Genomic DNA, 17278 nt, shown 5'->3' on the forward strand with positions numbered 1-17278 from the left:
TATTTAAAATTAAATAATTTAAATAATAAATTAATTTTTCGTTGTGGAAAAATATTAAATTTTTAAATAAAAAACATAATTAATTAAAATTATATTTTTCTATTAGTATCTTTTTTACAAATATTTGCAATTTTTTAACAAGTAATGCAAGAAGTCTAATCTGAATTAGATGTTATTAATGCTGTATATTTATAGTGACTGCTGAAGGAAATAAAATTTTGGGATCATTTACTTTTAATGTTAATGTTAAAGGTAAAACAGCTTAGTTAATAAACAACTTTTAATTAAACCAAATATAAAAAAACACTAATTAATTAGTGTTTTTTTATGCTTTTGGTTAAAAAATCTTTACAATCCGAGAATATCCACTAAAATTAATATAACAAGATGAAAAAAAGAAAAGGAGTATCAATATGTTAAAAAAAATTGGAATTCTAACATCTGGAGGCGATTCGCAAGGGATGAATGCTGCAATTGCGGGAGTAATTAAAACAGCACACGCAAAAGGCTTAGAAACTTATATTATTCGGGATGGTTATTTAGGCTTGGTCAATAATTGAATTGAACTTGTCGATAATAATTTTGCGGATAGTATTATGCGATTAGGTGGTACTGTTATTGGGAGCGCACGGTTACCAGAGTTTAAAGAACCAGCAGTACGGGAAAAAGCTGTTGCTAATTTAAAACAAAAAGGAATTGAAGCATTAGTTGTTATTGGTGGGGATGGTAGTTATCAAGGTGCACAACGTTTAACAGAAATGGGTATTAATTGTGTTGCTTTACCAGGTACGATTGATAATGACATTACTTCGTCAGATTACACGATTGGGTTTGATACAGCAATTAATATTGTTGTTGAAGCAATTGATCGTTTACGTGACACAATGCAATCACATAATCGTTGTGCAATTGTTGAAGTAATGGGTCATGCTTGTGGTGATATTGCCTTATATGCTGGAATTGCTGGGGGTGCTGATTTAATCTCAATTAATGAAGCAGCTTTAACAGCTGATGAAATTGCTAATCGTGTTGTGGCACTACACAAAGCTCAAAAACGTAGTGTTGTTGTTGTTGTTAGTGAGATGATTTATCTTGACGTTCATGAATTAGCAAAATTAGTGGAACAGAAAAGTGGTTATGTAACACGTGCCACAGTCTTAGGACATACTCAACGGGGGGGGATTCCAACCGCAATGGAACGTTATCGTGCTTTTCAAATGGCTCAATTTGCTGTTGAACAAATTATTGCTGGACGTGGTGGTTTAGCAATTGGAAATCAAGGTGATCAAATTGTGGCACGACCAATTATGGAAGCATTAAGTATCCCGCGTTCTTCACGCAAAAAAATCTGAGCACAATTTGATGAATTAAATCAGAATATTTATCAAAAATCATAATTTTGCGATAAAATAAGGTGGTAAGATATTTTTTAGAAGGAGATTTTCAAAAGAATGGATAACTTTAATATTAATGAGAAAATGAAACGAACAAAGATTATTACAACAATCGGACCAAGTACGCATTCAGCGGGGGCGATTGAAGAATTGTTCAAAGTGGGAATGAATACGATTCGGTTAAACTTTTCACATGGAGATCATGAAGAACAAGGGGCACGAATTGTTTGAGCAAAAGAAGTTAGTGCAAAAATTGGAAAACCAATTTCAGTTTTATTAGATACGAAAGGACCAGAAATTCGTGTTGGAATAATGAAAGATGGAAAACAAGAAATTCTTGCTGGAGCAACTGTCACGATTTATTCATTACCAAATGAATATCAAACCCGTGAGGGAACGGGAACTGAAATGACAGTTTCTTATGATATGTCCCAAGATTTAAAAGTTGGGGATGTGGTGTTAGTTGATGATGGGAAATTACAATTAAATGTTATTGCAATTAAACCAGGCTTAATTGAAACAAAAGCATTTAATCATCACATTGTTAAAACAAATAAAAGAATTAATTTACCAGGGGTTGATTTTACCTTACCGTTTTTAGCCGAAAAAGATATTAATGATATTAAATTTGGAGTGGAACAAGGAATTGATTATATTGCTGCTTCATTTGTTAATACAGCAGCAAATATCAAAGAAATTCGAAAACTATTAAAAGAATGTAATGCGGAGCACATTCAAATTATTGCAAAGATTGAATCACAAATTGGAATTAATAATATTGATGAAATTATTGCTGCTGCAGACGGAATTATGGTGGCACGGGGAGACTTAGGATTAGAGATTCCTTATTATGATGTTCCATATTGAGAAAAAATCATTATTCGTAAATGTCGTGAAGCAGGAAAAATTGTAATTGTAGCAACACAAATGTTAGAAACAATGACAGAAAACCCTTCGCCAACAAGAGCGGAAGTAACTGATGTTTACTTTGCAACAGAATTAGGGTCTGATGCAACGATGTTATCAGGAGAATCAGCAAATGGTGACTATCCCTTTATTACTGTTGGCACAATGGCTTTAATTAATAAACGTGCTGAACATGAGTTTTATTCAAAATTATACTATGATAAACAATTAGAAGATGCGACCCGTTCAACATCTGGACCACGAGCTGAAATTTCTAAAAAATTAGCAAATAAAGCTAAAGATGGTAAATATGAATATGCAGTGGTTGTTTCAAATACGGGCGAACTATTGAAAACAATTTCAAAATTCCGTCCCAATGTTATAATTTTAGGAGTTACTCCAATTCCAGCGTTATATACCGCTTTTGGAGCATGACATTCAATTTTTATGAACAAAGTTGATAATTATGATGAGTTTAAAACTAATGATCAAGCAATTTGCGAAGTTGCAAAAAAATGAGGAGCAAAAGTTGGTTCAACAATCTTATTTGCTCGTAATGAAGAAATTAAAGAAATTACAATTAAATAAAGTAAACAAGTTGACCATAGTTTAACGACACTTCTTTTCCCAGCAAGTTAAGGATGATGGAAGCTTAACAAAAGAATAGTTAAATTACTAGCAACAATAATGTTTACGTTTAAGCACTTTTCGTTATTAAGTGTGAAAGATAAATTAGGTTTAAACCTAATTTAATTAGGATGGTACCGCGAAAAACTCGCTCCTAGTGTTATTAAGGAATAATATTGGGAGAGAGTTTTTCTTTTAGAAAGGAAGATACAAAATGATTAAAATTACTTTACCTGATGGTCAGGTGCGTGAATTAGCAGAACCACAAACAATTCAAGCAATTGCAACTAGTATTGCACCAAGTTTGGAGAAAGCAGCCTTAGGAGGAGTCTTTGCTAACAAAGTTTGTCATTTAGATTATTTGATAACAACCGATGGCAAATTAGAAATTATTACGGATAAATCACCGTTAGCATTATCAATGATTAATTATACCGCAGGGTTAATAACTGCAAAAGCAATTACTAATTTATATCCAACGGTTCGTATTGCACAAATTGCTTACCAAGATGATACTTTTTTCGTTGATATTGATGTTGAACCACATCTAAAAGAAACTGATATTAGTGCTATTGAAGCAGAAATAACAAAATTAATTAATAATAATATTACAATTAATTCTGTTTGTGGGTCAGGAACAGATGCAAAAAAATGATATCAAAATAATGAATACTTCTTAGCAACAATGAGTGACCAAGCGGTTGCTGAACAATGTGCTTACTTTGTGGCTGAACAATTATATTTACCAAATAATTATCCCGTTGTTCCGCCTAAAAATATTAAAGTTTTTAAATTATGAGCCTTAGCTGGAGCATATTGAAAAGATGATGCTAAAAATAAAATGTTGCAACGAATTACTGGTGGTGCTCATTTTTCTCGTGAACTATTTGAACAATTAATGCTTACTTATCAAGAACGAAAAGAGCGTGATCATCGTAAAATTGGCAAAGACCTTGAAATTTTTACTTTTGATCAGTTAGTTGGACCAGGGTTACCAATTTGATTACCAAATGGTATGGCTTTAAAAAAAGTGTTACAAGAATATATTCGGGAAAAAGAATGAGAATATGATTTTATTGAAGTTGATACTCCTGTTATTGGGACAAGTGAAATGTATAAGATTTCTGGGCACTGAGATCATTATCAGGAAAATATGTTTGCGCCAATGGCACAAGATAATGAAATTAGTGTTTTACGACCAATGGCTTGTCCCCATCATATTGCTGTTTATAATTATAAACAACGTAGTTATCGTTATTTGCCCCTTCGAATTGCCGAACATGCCATTTTACACCGTTATGAAACATCGGGGAGTTTAACAGGACTAGAACGGGTGCGAATGATGCAATTAACTGATTCACATATTTTTCTTCGTCATGACCAGTTAAAAGAAGAATTTAAACGTTGTTTTAAGTTAATTAGTGAAGTTTTAACAACTTTAAATATTAGTGTTGATTATTATTCGTTATCATTACGAGACCCAGCTAATAAGGAAAAATATTATGATGATGATCAAATGTGAAATCATGCTGAGCAAATGTTACAAGAAGCTTTATATGATTTAAAAATCCCATATGTTCGAATGGTTGGTGAAGCGGCTTTTTATGGTCCAAAATTAGATGTTCAAATTAAAACAGCTTTAAACCATGAAATTACTGTTTCAACATTGCAATTTGATTTTTTACTACCCCAAAAATTTAAGTTAAGTTATATTGACTCAAATGGGGAAAAAGCAATGCCAGTAATGTTACATCGTGGTTTAATTGGTACTTATGAACGTTTCATTGCAATTTTATTAGAACAATCAAAAGGGGTCTTGCCATTTTGACTAGCACCAAAACAAATTGTTTTAATGCCTGTTAATAATCAACATCATTTAGCATACGCTGAAGAACTACACCAACAATTTAAAAAACTAAAATTACGAACAAGTATTGATGATCGCGATGAACGGTTAAGTTATAAAATTCGTGAAGCACAAGTAGCAAAAATCCCATATCAAATTGTTATTGGTGATCAAGAACGTGATCAAAAATTAATTACATATCGGATTTATGGTCAAGAAGAACAAACAACTGTTAGTTTTGATAAATTTATTGTTTTGATTAATGACCAACTTATTAATAAAAAGTAAGAAAAAAATTTTTTGGAACGGATTGAACTTTCCGTTTTTTTGTTATAACAAAAACTGTGATAAACTAAAAGTAGAAAAGCTTGGAATTAGCAACTATTTACTCTTTATAATCTGTAAATTGCAAATGCCAACCGATAAAAAGTTAACTATTAATTTAGTTAACTTTTTTAAGTTAATTATAGGAGTTGAAATTATGCAAACAAAGCAATATTTGATTTTGCGGTCGTTAGTGAAAAGGTATGGTAAAGATAATGTGGTCGTATAAAAAATATTGGGGTTTTGGAAAAAAACTCGGAAATTGAATAAGAATAATAAATTAAACCATTTACTAAAATGGTTTTTTTATTTGTAAAACCAAAATTATTAATTGATTCAGAGAAAGGACAGCATCTTAAATTCTTAAAATAGAAACTTTTTACACAACTTTCTGATACCCTCTTTAAGTTGTTTACACATTTATAAATATCTTAGAAATTTTTACAAAGTGTACCTGTTTTTTCTCCTAATTTAAGGTGTTGTCTTTTCTTTGTTTCAGTTAATTAGTTTGTTAATAAATAAAAAAACTTAATAAAAGAAGGAGTAAGTAATGGAAATTAATAAACAACAAAAAATATGTGATGTTATTGATTGCTATAAATCAATATCATTCATTACCAAAGAATTTTTATCAAATAAAGTTTTATGAACTTGTGAAAAACATAAAAATTTATTAAATCATACAAAAGATAAAAACCAAGAGTGGTTTTATAAACGTTTAGAAAATTCAAAAATTATCTTTGATTATAAAACTGGTTTTTTAAAACTTTGATTTTATAAAACAACTTAATGCAGAGTGGAACGGTTATTTTAAATAACTAAGTGTTTTTATTCCACAGGAGGCGGTCTAGCGCAGCGGTAATCAGTCCGGAAATAATAGACGCTTTAACAAGCGATAGTGGTGATAAGTGCGCGGTCAACATCGAACCACAATAAACAAAAGAGATGGTCACTTTATAAATAAATTTGCGATAGATATTACTTCTTAGAAGTGACAGCGGTTTAAAAACCACAAAGTCAGCATTAGGCTCTTCAAGGTGCAAGTAGATTTATTTTAAAAACTGAACGCTTTGACCTGAAATGGTGCGGGTGAAGAGAGAGAAAACTCTCTGGCTACAAAAACAAAAAACAACTGTCGATTATTTAACTAACAACATACCGCCACCGCTCACCCACAGCGAAGCGGATGGCGTAGTAAATAAAATAGATAAATACAATACTTATATAACTAATTCTCGCTTTGGCACTTTCACTTGGTAGTGAGTGCCAGCGAGTTAAAAAATAGGAAAAATAATTTAGGAGGTAAATATGAAAAAGTTAAATAAAATTTGTCTTAAACAAAAATATTGAGGATATTGCTCAAAATGCAATCAAGAAAACAAATTACAAGAATTAATGTTTAAAAGTTATTCAGTATCATTTTAAGATATGACTGATGAACATTGAGCATTAGGGAAACAAAATTAGGAGGAATTAAATTATGAATAAAAGATACGTATTAATAATGAAATATAATAATTTGTTTGATAAAACAACTATTTTTAAAACAGATTTTTTTATACATTAGAAGAAGCGAGGATTACTGCTAATGTTGAAAATGAAAATCATTGATTAACAACTATTATTGATTTAGAAGATAGCAATATTAAATGACAAGGAGATAAATAATTATGTGAAAAGATGAAAATGGTTATGTTTATACAGAAGAAGATTTATTTAATTTAGCATTAGATGAATGTTATTCAGAAGAAAGTGCTTATGAATATATTGATAATTTAATTAATGAAATGGAATTAGAGGAAATTTAATTATGGAAGATTTAAAATTAAATAATGAAGTTAAAAATATTACTTATCCGTTTTATTTAAAAGGAAATAATTTTAAAGAATTAAGCTTAAAAGCATTAACAATTAAAAAGTGAATTGATGAAAATGGACAAGAATTAGCAGAATTTATATATCGACAACAAGCTTGATTAATAAATGGAGAATATAAATCACAATCACTAAAAGATTTAAAATTAGTAGTTTCAAAAATTGATTATATTTTTAGAGAACCATTAGAAATAATAAAATCTTTTAAGGATGAATTAAATTTTATTAGAAAAGATATTTTAAATTTAGAAAATAATATTAAGAATAATCATGATTCTTTAAAAAATAGTGTCATTAATATTCAATTTCAAAAACAAAATAAAATTATTGAAACTCATAAAAAAGAGCAATTTTTAGAAATTAAAAGTATAGCAAAACAAGAACAAGAATTAAAAATTATTACTAGTAATTTTCGGAAAGAAAAATTATTAATTAAAGATATTGAGGTTATTGGTATTAATGATGATTTTTTACAAAATGCTGATAAATTAGAACTTATTAATCTTATTAAAAATTATTTAACTGTTGATGAACAAATTGTTAAAAATGAAATTAAAGATCAATGAGATAGTAATAAAGATATTAATTTAATTGGGGTTAAAGGTATTAATTTTAAAATAAATAAAGGAGAAAAATAACATGACAAATATTGTAGAATTTTTAAGAACAGATAAGGTAACTGATTGAATAAAAAGTAAATTTTCTAATGAAAATGAAATTGCAAGATTTAAAAGTAATATAATTGCAATATCAAATAGTAATGAATTATTACAAAAAGCAGATCCAAAAACAATTATGACTGCTTGTTATCAAGGTGTTTTATTAAATTTACCAATGGAAAAACAATTCGGTTATGCTTATGTAGTACCATATAATACAAAAATAACAAGAATTATTAATGGTCGTGAAATCCAAGAATGAATTAATCAAGCCCAATTTCAAATGGGTTATAAAGGTTATATTCAATTAGCCCAAAGAAGTGGCCAATATTTAGATATGTCAGTATCAGATGTTAGAGCAAATGAATTAATAAATTATGATCGTTTAAAAGGTACTGCTTTTAATTGAAATCAAAATGAAGATGAACGAGAAAAATTATCAATTATAGGTTATGTAGCATATTTTAAAATGGTTAATGGTTTTGAAAAAACTTTATATATGACAAAAGAGCAAATGGAAAATCATTTTATGAAATATTCTAAAACTTATGCTAAAAATAAATCATTTTATATTGCTAGTTTTGATGAAATGGCCCTTAAAACAGTATTAACATCATTATTAAGAAAATGAGGTATTATGTCAGTTGAATTACAACAAGCATATAAATCAGATCAAGCAGTTATTACAACTAATGATGAAAAGATTTATATTGATAATGATGCTACTTTCATCCAAAATAATGGGCATATTAACGATGAAACTTTATCAAATAATATAAATTTAAATTATAATACCCCACCTAATGATGAAATAGTGGACATAAACGATAATGTAGTTAAAGAAGAAGATATATCAAATGTAGTACCAGTAGTTAATAATAACAATGATGAAGAATGAGCCAATTGATAAAAATAGGTATTGACCCATCAGGAACTGGTACTACGGCTATTGTTGTTTATAAAAATAATAAATTAATAGATAAACAAGAATTTACAAATAAAGGCTGAAAAGAACATTATGAATTTATTATAAATTATTTGAAAAATGAAAAACTATTTGGGAAAATATTATCAAATAATCATAAACTAGAATATTTAATTTTTATAGAAAATTGTTTATATACAAATGCCAATGGCTCAAAAGATAGAGATGATTTATTGAAATTATTAGGTTCATTAGAAACGCAAGGATATATTGCTACTATTTCACCAAAACATACAAAATCAGTTGTTAAAAATATGGAAAATTTAAGTAAATATAATGATGGTTATATATGAAAATATGAAAAAGATGTTAATTTAACTTATCAATATGGTAAAAGTTGAAAATATAATAATGAAAAAATAAGTAATCATTTACGAGATGCAATTATTATTGCTAATTATGAAAGTTAATTTATGAAACATTCATATAATCAAAAAACAGGAAAATATTATTCTTGTAAAATTCGGAATATAAATGTTTACTTAAATGAAAATGAAGAACAAGTTTGAAATGAATTAAATTTTAATACTTATTCGCAACGAATTGAATATCTTATAAACTTTTATATAACACACAATAAAGAAAAATAAAAAATAACCAATTAAGGTTATTTTTTTAAATATTATTTGTTAATTGTCTAATGGCATCTTTTTGTGCTTGTTTTTTATCATTAACTTTAACTTGTTTTTTAACATTTTTAATTTGACCTGTTTTTAATGCTAATTCTGTTGCATAATCAGGTCCTCGTAAATGTTTTTCGTGGGCAATAACAGCAGTTCTTAATTCTCTGATTTCTGCTTTATATTTTTTAATTTTTTTAGCAGATAATCCTAGAATACCAAGACTACCCATTCCACCCGCACCCGCTAACACAAGTAAAGCAATCATTAATGTTTCATTCATTTTATTTAATTCCTTTCTTATTCTTACTCAAACAGTGGCCATCTATCCTTTCAGAACAAAATAATTTATAAATTAAACTATATAACCACCCAAAAATATCAACCGCCCCTATATATAGTCTATTTTAAATTTAATTCTTTGTTTGGAATGGCAAGGGTTTTTTGGACAAATTTTATGTAGAGTAAAGATTTTTATATTCAATTGGTGTTAAATAATTTAATTTGCTGTGAATTCGTACATTATTGTATCAATTAACATAGTCAAATAATTCTAATTTAAATTGTTCAATATTTTTAAATTTTCTGTTTTTAATTAATTATGTTTTTAAAATTTTATAGGTTGATTCAGAAACGGCATTATCATAAGGACAGCCTGGTTTACTATAAGATTTTGCAACATTGTTTTTAGCTAAAAGATTGTAAATGATATTGTTATTAAATTCGCTTCCTTGATCAGTATGAAATATTTTAATATTATCTAAAGAAAAACTAAGCTTTTTAAAAGTATTTTCAACTAATTTGGCATCTTTATGAGAACTAACATCATAACCAATAACTTCACGATTAAATAAATCAATTAGAAAGCACACATAATATCATTTGCTATTGATAGCAACTTGTGTTAAATCACTGACAACAACTTCATGTAGTTTATAATTATTAAATTCTTGATTTAACAAATTATGATATTTGTATATAGCGTTTTTGTTACTTTGATGTTTATATTTAAGTTTTGTATAATTGGAAATTAAGTTATATCTTTGCATTATTTTACTAATTTTTATTCGTGATAATAAAATATTTTGTTGTGCTAACATAACTTTAATTTTTCTTGTGCCATAATTTTTACGACTTTTTAAGAAAATACTGATAACAGCATTATCAATAGTATGGTTTGATTTAGGATTATTTGATTTCAATTGATAATAAAACGTTGATCTAGGAACTTTTAGTGTTTTGCATAAATTAGTAATTGCATATTTTTCTTTGTTGTTTTTAATAATTACTATTTTTTGCCTATTATCAGTGTGGCTTGCTTTAAAATATCATTTTCCATTCGTAATTGTTTAATTTCTTTTCTTAGATGAATTAGTTCATTTTCTTCTGGGCTTCGATTATCTTTTGCTTTAAATGAACCAGAATTATTGAATTCATAAATTCATTTTCAAACTGTTGATTTACCGACCTGATAGTCACCGGACAATTGTTTTGCTGTTTTACCTGTTTTATAAAGACTAACAATTTGTTGTTTAAATTCATCGGTATAATGATTCTTTGCCATAATTACACCTCCATTTATTAATTTAATTATAATCCTTACTCCACATTATTGTTGTCCAATTTATCTTAACCCATCCAATAAAGATATTTTAGATACTATGGAGCATGTAAAAATTAGTTTAATGACAGTATCTAATATTATGAAAAATGCAAAAACTGACGAAGAATATTACTTTAATAAAAGTAATAAAAAAATAGATATTCCACACACTTTATATATTCAAATGGATGGGACTTATTTGAAAATGTTAGATTCAACAAAGCAAGGAAGAAAAAAGATAAAAAAACATACGATAGCATGTACTGTACATACTGGGTATGATGAAGAAAAATATACTGTAAAAAGACCTGTAATCGCAAATAAATTAGGTGTTTTTGAAATGGATAATATTCCAGATTATCTTAAAAAAGAAGCAAATTTAAAACCAGTTCTTATAAAATTATTTACTTTAATTGAAACTCATTTCAAATTGACACCTAATATTGAAATTATGATTTTAGGTGATGGTGCATTATGGATTAAAAATACTAAAAATTTTATGCGTCAATATTTTCCTAAAAATAAAATTCACTATACAATAGATAAATTTCATCTTACAAGTAGATTTAAAAAACTATATCCATATCAAAGTAAAAACAAAGAAAATAGAGAAATATATCATAAAGCAGTTGATAATTTTTATAATGGTAAATATGAGGGATTATTACAGTGTTTAGAAGATAGTAAATCTTTTATAAGCGATGCTAAATTAATTTTTTTGAATAAAACTATTAGATTAATTAAAAATAATAAAGAAGGAATTGAAAACCAAACACTATGGAATAATATTGGTTGTGATATTGAAGGTGATATTTCTCATTATTGAAAAGGCACTATAATTAAAAAAGCTATTTATAGTGAAAAAACTATTAGAAATAAATTAAATGCTAGTATGATGGGATTAAAAAATAAAATTAATTTATTTAATACTAATGAACAATTGTTAGAAGAAAATAAATTTAATTATTCAGTTAATAATTTTGTAAATAATAATTTACAAAAAAACTTATATTTTTATTAGTTTTATCTAAGAAATTAAATAACTTTAATAAAAATGTATTTTTTTTGTGGAAAAATTTAAAAAAATAGAAAAATATATTGACAATAAAATTAAAAGTAATACAATCTAAATAAGTAAGTGGTATATTATTCCACAATTTCTAAGATATTAATTTAAGACCCCAAAATAATTTATACGACCGATAATTATTAATACTGTCAATAAGATTGCAAAAGATATTGAAATTAAAAAGTAAAAGAATAAATTATTCCGCGTAATTTATTAGCGGATAATTTATTCAATAATGTTTTTTAAGTGGAGCAAAGCGACAACGAGCGGAGCGAGTTTGCAAATTTCAATTTTTTAATTTATTGAAAGGAGATATATTATGCCAGTTTGATTAACGACAATTTTTAGTGTTGTTATTATATTAGGTATTTTTGCTTGAATTGGTTTATCAATTTATCAAAAAATTCGCCAAATTCGAGGAAAGAAAAAAGATAAAAAAGAAATTGAAAATAAGGAGGATAAGAAATAATGTTAGGTATGTATTTAACAACAGCAATTAATTTTTTAGCAGTTGGTGATAAACATACTATTTCAGATGGAATGGGTTCTATTTGAAGTGGTTTAGGGCAAGCAATGATGAAAGTTAAAGAAGCAATTTATGCTGTATTACCACAATTAATGACCTTTTTAGGTGATGCTTGAATTATTTTAATTCCATTTGGAATTTTTGTTATTATTAAGATTTTGAATTTCTTTAGAATTATGATTAAAGGATTTTAATATTTATTATAATTGATCATATATCTTAGCTGTGGCACACTAGTTTTTATATGTAATTTTATTAAATAATTTTATTGTTTATTTTTACACTATACAATCATTTAAAATAATAAAATTTAGAGAAAGGAAACCAAAATAATGGATGCAAAACCAATTATTATGTTGGCTTGTTCCGCCGGGATGAGTACATCAATTTTGGTCCAACGAATGGAGGAAGCAGCTAAAAAGCTAGATTGTGAGATAACTGTTTTAGCAATTTCAACCATTGAGGCAATTCATCGTTGGCAAGAAGCTAGCATTTTATTATTAGGACCATAAGTTCGTTATGAATTAGATCGTTTTAACAAAACAATTAAAGATTAAATTCCGGTTTTTGTAATTGATCAAATGGATTATGGGATGGGTTATGGTGACAAAGTCTTATCTTTTGCGTTACAAAAATTAAATTTATAATTTGAGAAAGGAGATGATTTAATTATGGGAGAATCAGTGAGGACAAAACCAAATAAATTTACAGCATGATTAAATAACAAATTTATTCCAACGGTTGGAAAAATTGGAAATCAAACCCACTTATCAATTATTCGAGATAGTTTTGCTTTAATTACCTCGTTATTAATTGCGGGGGCGTTAGCTGTGTTTATTAATCAAATTATCTTAGGTTCAAGTGTTATTTCATTATCTTATTGAATTGCGTATTGAAGTAAAATGCATAATGGTTTTGATGGTGATAACATTGTTTTTTTGCCTAATGCTGTGAAGTGGATGGGTTATGGATGGGTTAAGATAAATTGGACAACAATAATGTGGAGTAAGGATTATAATTAAATTAATAAATGGAGGTGTAATTATGGCAAAGAATCATTATACCGATGAATTTAAACAACAAATTGTTAGTCTTTATAAAACAGGTAAAACAGCAAAACAATTGTCCAGTGACTATCAGGTCGGTAAATCAACAGTTTGAAAATGAATTCATGAATTCAATAATTCTGGTTCATTTAAAGCAAAAGATAATCGAAGCCCAGAAGAAAATGAACTAATTCATCTAAGAAAAGAAATTAAACAATTACGAATGGAAAATGATATTTTAAAGCAAGCCACACTGATAATAGGCAAAAAATAGTAATTATTAAAAACAACAAAGAAAAATATGCAATTACTAATTTATGCAAAACACTAAAAGTTCCTAGATCAACGTTTTATTATCAATTGAAATCAAATAATCCTAAATCAAACCATACTATTGATAATGCTGTTATCAGTATTTTCTTAAAAAGTCGTAAAAATTATGGCACAAGAAAAATTAAAGTTATGTTAGCACAACAAAATATTTTATTATCACGAATAAAAATTAGTAAAATAATGCAAAGATATAACTTAATTTCCAATTATACAAAACTTAAATATAAACATCAAAGTAACAAAAACGCTATATACAAATATCATAATTTGTTAAATCAAGAATTTAATAATTATAAACTACATGAAGTTGTTGTCAGTGATTTAACACAAGTTGCTATCAATAGCAAATGATATTATGTGTGCTTTCTAATTGATTTATTTAATCGTGAAGTTATTGGTTATGATGTTAGTTCTCATAAAGATGCCAAATTAGTTGAAAATACTTTTAAAAAGCTTAGTTTTTCTTTAGATAATATTAAAATATTTCATACTGATCAAGGCAGCGAATTTAATAACAATATCATTTACAATCTTTTAGCTAAAAACAATGTTGCAAAATCTTATAGTAAACCAGGCTGTCCTTATGATAATGCTGTTTCTGAATCAACCTATAAAATTTTAAAAACAGAATTAATTAAAAACAGAAAATTTAAAAATATTGAACAATTTAAATTAGAATTATTTGACTATGTTAATTGATACAATAATGTACGAATTCACAGCAAATTAAATTATTTAACACCAATTGAATATAAAAATCTTTACTCTACATAAAATTTGTCCAAAAAACCCTTGCCATTCCATAGTAAAAATAAATGATAAAGATAATTCAACATATCAAGAATTGATTATAGCACTTAATAATATTAAAAAAATAAACCAGAATTATTTTATAAATGGACAAGTACCAGATAATCCAGTGCAAAATACTAAAGATTTGGGAGGTTTAATTAATTACTGATATGTTGAAACTGCTTTTGACAGTTATATTAATAATTTACATAATTCAGATCATACAATAATTAATAATTTTGTTAAAATTTTATTAGGTGATGACACTAATTTATCATTAGTAAGTATGGGAAGTTTATTTTATTATATTAGACTTCTTGCGATACCCTTTTTTATTAAAATATTATTATAAAATATAATTTATGAGGACATAAAAATATGAACAATAATAAATTTAATACTCTTAATGATAGAGAATGGTTAAGATTAACAGGAATAAAAAAATCCACTTTTAATAAAATGTTAGATATTTTAAAAGTTGCTGAAATAGAAAAATTTAAAAAAGGTGGTAAAACTAATAAATTATCATTAGAAAATAGATTATTGATGACTTTATTATATTGACGAGAATATCAGACTTATTTTCATCTTGGTAAAAGTTTTGATATTAGTGAGGCTAATTGTTATCGTAATATTAAGTGAATTGAAGATATTTTAATTAAAAACTCTGATTTTCAACAACTTGCTGGTAAAAAAGCACTAATAAATGATTATTTTAATGATAAAACTATTATTATTGATGCTACCGAAACTCCAATCCAACGCCCAAAAAAAGACAAAAACAATCTTATTCTGGTAAAAAGAAAAAACACACGATCAAAACACAAGTAATTATCGAACAAGAAACCAAAAAAATTATTGCAACAAGTTTTTCGCTCGGAAAAAAACATGATTATGCTTTATTTAAAGAATCAAAAATCCCAATTTTAAAAAATACCAAATTAATAGTTGATAGTGGTTATCAAGGAATACAAAAAAATCACAATAATGTTCTAATACCTACAAAGAAAACAAAGAAAAACCCTTTAAACAAAGAACAAAAGCAATATAATAGACTAGTTTCAAAAATGAGAATTATTATTGAAAATATTTTTGCTATTCTTAAAAAATTTAAAATTATTACAGAAAAATATCGTAATCGAAGAAAAAGATTTGGTTTAAGATTTAATTTAATTGCCTCAATTTATAATTTACAATTATTATATTTAACATAAAATATTTATTTAAAATTAAATAATTTAAATAATAAATTAATTTTTCGTTGTGGAAAAATATTAAATTTTTAAATAAAAAACATAATTAATTAAAATTATATTTTTCTATTAGTATCTTTTTTACAAATATTTGCAATTTTTTAACAAGTAATGCAAGAAGTCTATTATATGAACCTAAAAAAGCGAGGAATTCCTGTAATGAATTATCGTACTACTAGTATTAGTAAAGTATTAAAAGAAATAACAGCAGTAAGATAGTAGTTAAAAAACCAGTAATGTTACGAAAAAAGAATATTTTTAAAATATTCTCATTTTAGTATTCCCTTTTTTAAAGAAATGTGTTTTAATAAATGTGTAAATAAAATACTTTTAAATTAAGCGGTTTAATGATTAACTATTTTTAAAAATAGTCTAAAATTATTGTTAAACTGGTACCTAAAATAATATTCGAACAAAATAATAATTATCTTGACTAAATTATATAAAAAACATATAATTATCCTTGGAAAATGTTAAAGTAGCTAATGCTCACCTGTGCCCTTTAGTGTGGTTAATAGGTTTTACAAGATTAAATTAGATTTGTAACGATTAATTATTAATCGTTTAATAAATAATTCTTGTTAATTAAAGCGCTACTTTTGAGCGTTTTTTTAATTAATTACAATGGAGGGATTGGATGAGTCAACCTACTAAAAACAATAAGAATATTGATCAAGTGAATTATGATATTAGAGCACGAGAAGTTTTAATTATTATGGATGATGGTAATAAAATTGGACCATTAGGACATAATGAAGCAATTCGTTTTGCGGAAGAAAAAGGCTTTGATTTATTACTAGTATCAACAGTTTCAGATCCACCAGTAGCAAAGCTAGTTGATTATGGAAAATATAAATATGAGCAAAAAAAGAAAGAAAAAGAAAATAAGAAAAATCAACATGTAACTGAAAATAAAGAGATACGATTACGTACTGGAATTGGTGATCATGATTTAGAATTTAAAGCAAAAAAAGTACGTGAATTTTTAAAGGATGGTAATCGTGTTAAGATTTCATTAAAGTTTCGTGGTCGTGAAGTTGCGCGCCCCGAATTTGGAAAAAAAACATTAGATAACTTCTTTAGTCGTATTGAAGAATTTGCAAAAGTGGAAAAAGAACCCCAATTAAATGGTTTGTTTTTAGATATGTATGTGGTGCCAAAAAAATAATTAATTAAAATAACTATTAAAATAAGAATAGGAGGAAAATTTATGCCAAAAATGAAAACAAAGAAATCTTTAGCAAAACGAGTAAAAGTAACTGGAACCGGAAAATGAAAGATTGCCCATGCTTATACTTCACATTTAGCTCAAAATAAATCAACAAAACAAAAACGGCACTTACGTAAAGCTGGCGTAATGGATCATACTGATCAAAGTAGATTAAAACAATTATTACAAGATTAATTTAAACAAGAAGGGA

At 26.5% G+C, this 17278-nt stretch carries 24 protein-coding genes; 20 read left to right on the plus strand and 4 right to left on the minus strand.

What is annotated here, in order from left to right; all coding sequences use genetic code 4:
• The first annotated feature begins 413 nt into the window (after positions 1 to 413).
• From pfkA to MSROBK_RS04375, 8 genes are all read left to right on the plus strand, one after another.
• On the plus strand, positions 414 to 1397 hold the full coding sequence (gene pfkA, locus MSROBK_RS04335; protein ID WP_040093303.1) for a 6-phosphofructokinase: 984 nt from the start codon (positions 414 to 416) through the stop codon (positions 1395 to 1397).
• A 54-nt stretch (positions 1398 to 1451) separates the two neighbouring features.
• Entirely contained in the window at positions 1452 to 2888 is a 1437-nt protein-coding gene (gene pyk / locus MSROBK_RS04340) for a pyruvate kinase (protein WP_040093304.1), read from the plus strand.
• A gap of 253 nt (positions 2889 to 3141) precedes the next feature.
• Positions 3142 to 5061, plus strand: a complete 1920-nt coding sequence (gene thrS, locus MSROBK_RS04345) for a threonine--tRNA ligase (protein WP_040093305.1) — start codon at positions 3142 to 3144, stop codon at positions 5059 to 5061.
• Positions 5062 to 5647: 586 nt separating this feature from the next.
• Positions 5648 to 5887, plus strand: a complete 240-nt coding sequence (locus tag MSROBK_RS04355; protein WP_040092486.1) for a hypothetical protein — start codon at positions 5648 to 5650, stop codon at positions 5885 to 5887.
• Between the two features lie 880 nt (positions 5888 to 6767).
• Positions 6768 to 6905 carry a hypothetical protein gene (locus MSROBK_RS04360; protein WP_157944213.1) on the plus strand — a complete coding sequence of 46 codons (138 nt, stop codon included), beginning with the start codon at positions 6768 to 6770 and terminating at the stop codon, positions 6903 to 6905.
• 2 nt (positions 6906 to 6907) lie between these two features.
• Positions 6908 to 7609 (plus strand): hypothetical protein, encoded by a 702-nt coding sequence (locus MSROBK_RS04365; protein WP_040092600.1) that lies wholly within the window; start codon positions 6908 to 6910, stop codon positions 7607 to 7609.
• Between the two features lies 1 nt (position 7610).
• Positions 7611 to 8540 carry a recombinase RecT gene (locus MSROBK_RS04370; protein ID WP_052443407.1) on the plus strand — a complete coding sequence of 310 codons (930 nt, stop codon included), beginning with the start codon at positions 7611 to 7613 and terminating at the stop codon, positions 8538 to 8540.
• On the plus strand, positions 8525 to 9025 hold the full coding sequence (locus MSROBK_RS04375; RefSeq protein ID WP_133165035.1) for a hypothetical protein: 501 nt from the start codon (positions 8525 to 8527) through the stop codon (positions 9023 to 9025). Before MSROBK_RS04370 ends, MSROBK_RS04375 begins: the two co-directional genes overlap by 16 nt.
• A 205-nt stretch (positions 9026 to 9230) precedes the next feature.
• Here the strand turns inward: MSROBK_RS04375 and MSROBK_RS04380 are convergent, their stop codons facing one another.
• The 4 genes from MSROBK_RS04380 to MSROBK_RS04390 form a co-directional block, all read right to left on the minus strand.
• Positions 9231 to 9560 (minus strand): hypothetical protein, encoded by a 330-nt coding sequence (locus tag MSROBK_RS04380; RefSeq protein ID WP_133165051.1) that lies wholly within the window; start codon positions 9558 to 9560, stop codon positions 9231 to 9233.
• A 130-nt stretch (positions 9561 to 9690) separates the two neighbouring features.
• On the minus strand, positions 9691 to 9834 hold the full coding sequence (locus MSROBK_RS12340) for an IS3 family transposase (protein WP_206780840.1): 144 nt from the start codon (positions 9832 to 9834) through the stop codon (positions 9691 to 9693).
• Positions 9835 to 10581 (minus strand): IS3 family transposase, encoded by a 747-nt coding sequence (locus MSROBK_RS04385; RefSeq protein WP_206780841.1) that lies wholly within the window; start codon positions 10579 to 10581, stop codon positions 9835 to 9837.
• The gene (locus MSROBK_RS04390; protein WP_040093307.1) at positions 10524 to 10799 is read right to left on the minus strand and encodes an IS3 family transposase; all 276 of its coding nucleotides are present in this window, start codon (positions 10797 to 10799) and stop codon (positions 10524 to 10526) included. The genes MSROBK_RS04385 and MSROBK_RS04390 overlap by 58 nt, the downstream gene beginning before the upstream one ends.
• 58 nt (positions 10800 to 10857) lie before the next feature.
• Here MSROBK_RS04390 and MSROBK_RS04395 point away from each other — a divergent pair, with 58 nt between their 5' ends.
• The 12 genes from MSROBK_RS04395 (at position 10858) to rpmI (ending at position 17262) form a co-directional block, all read left to right on the plus strand.
• Positions 10858 to 11859: an Mbov_0401 family ICE element transposase-like protein gene (locus MSROBK_RS04395; protein WP_369123222.1), complete on the plus strand. Its 1002-nt coding sequence runs from the start codon at positions 10858 to 10860 to the stop codon at positions 11857 to 11859.
• Between the two features lie 367 nt (positions 11860 to 12226).
• Positions 12227 to 12376 carry a hypothetical protein gene (locus MSROBK_RS04400; RefSeq protein WP_004027793.1) on the plus strand — a complete coding sequence of 50 codons (150 nt, stop codon included), beginning with the start codon at positions 12227 to 12229 and terminating at the stop codon, positions 12374 to 12376.
• Positions 12376 to 12627, plus strand: a complete 252-nt coding sequence (locus MSROBK_RS04405) for a hypothetical protein (protein ID WP_040093309.1) — start codon at positions 12376 to 12378, stop codon at positions 12625 to 12627. Before MSROBK_RS04400 ends, MSROBK_RS04405 begins: the two co-directional genes overlap by 1 nt.
• A 138-nt stretch (positions 12628 to 12765) precedes the next feature.
• Entirely contained in the window at positions 12766 to 12945 is a 180-nt protein-coding gene (locus MSROBK_RS11525; RefSeq protein WP_197708991.1) for a PTS sugar transporter subunit IIB, read from the plus strand.
• Positions 12946 to 13104: 159 nt separating this feature from the next.
• Positions 13105 to 13455: a hypothetical protein gene (locus MSROBK_RS04415; RefSeq protein WP_052443479.1), complete on the plus strand. Its 351-nt coding sequence runs from the start codon at positions 13105 to 13107 to the stop codon at positions 13453 to 13455.
• Between the two features lie 22 nt (positions 13456 to 13477).
• Positions 13478 to 13753 (plus strand): IS3 family transposase, encoded by a 276-nt coding sequence (locus MSROBK_RS04420; protein ID WP_040093310.1) that lies wholly within the window; start codon positions 13478 to 13480, stop codon positions 13751 to 13753.
• 32 nt (positions 13754 to 13785) lie between these two features.
• Positions 13786 to 14586 carry an IS3 family transposase gene (locus tag MSROBK_RS04425; protein ID WP_242441467.1) on the plus strand — a complete coding sequence of 267 codons (801 nt, stop codon included), beginning with the start codon at positions 13786 to 13788 and terminating at the stop codon, positions 14584 to 14586.
• 145 nt (positions 14587 to 14731) lie between these two features.
• Positions 14732 to 14956: a hypothetical protein gene (locus MSROBK_RS04430; RefSeq protein ID WP_133165052.1), complete on the plus strand. Its 225-nt coding sequence runs from the start codon at positions 14732 to 14734 to the stop codon at positions 14954 to 14956.
• A gap of 26 nt (positions 14957 to 14982) precedes the next feature.
• Complete coding sequence (locus tag MSROBK_RS13285) at positions 14983 to 15435, plus strand: IS5 family transposase (protein WP_040092446.1); 453 nt, start codon at positions 14983 to 14985, stop codon at positions 15433 to 15435.
• On the plus strand, positions 15420 to 15818 hold the full coding sequence (locus MSROBK_RS13290; protein WP_242441474.1) for a transposase family protein: 399 nt from the start codon (positions 15420 to 15422) through the stop codon (positions 15816 to 15818). The genes MSROBK_RS13285 and MSROBK_RS13290 overlap by 16 nt, the downstream gene beginning before the upstream one ends.
• Before the next feature lie 676 nt (positions 15819 to 16494).
• Positions 16495 to 17025 (plus strand): translation initiation factor IF-3, encoded by a 531-nt coding sequence (infC, locus tag MSROBK_RS04440; protein WP_040093313.1) that lies wholly within the window; start codon positions 16495 to 16497, stop codon positions 17023 to 17025.
• A 42-nt stretch (positions 17026 to 17067) separates the two neighbouring features.
• Positions 17068 to 17262 carry a 50S ribosomal protein L35 gene (gene rpmI / locus MSROBK_RS04445; protein WP_040093314.1) on the plus strand — a complete coding sequence of 65 codons (195 nt, stop codon included), beginning with the start codon at positions 17068 to 17070 and terminating at the stop codon, positions 17260 to 17262.
• The last annotated feature ends 16 nt before the right edge of the window (positions 17263 to 17278 follow it).

Origin of the sequence: Spiroplasma poulsonii, from assembly GCF_009866525.1 — a bacterium.
In the GTDB taxonomy this organism is placed as follows: domain Bacteria; phylum Bacillota_I; class Bacilli_A; order Mycoplasmatales; family Mycoplasmataceae; genus Spiroplasma; species Spiroplasma poulsonii.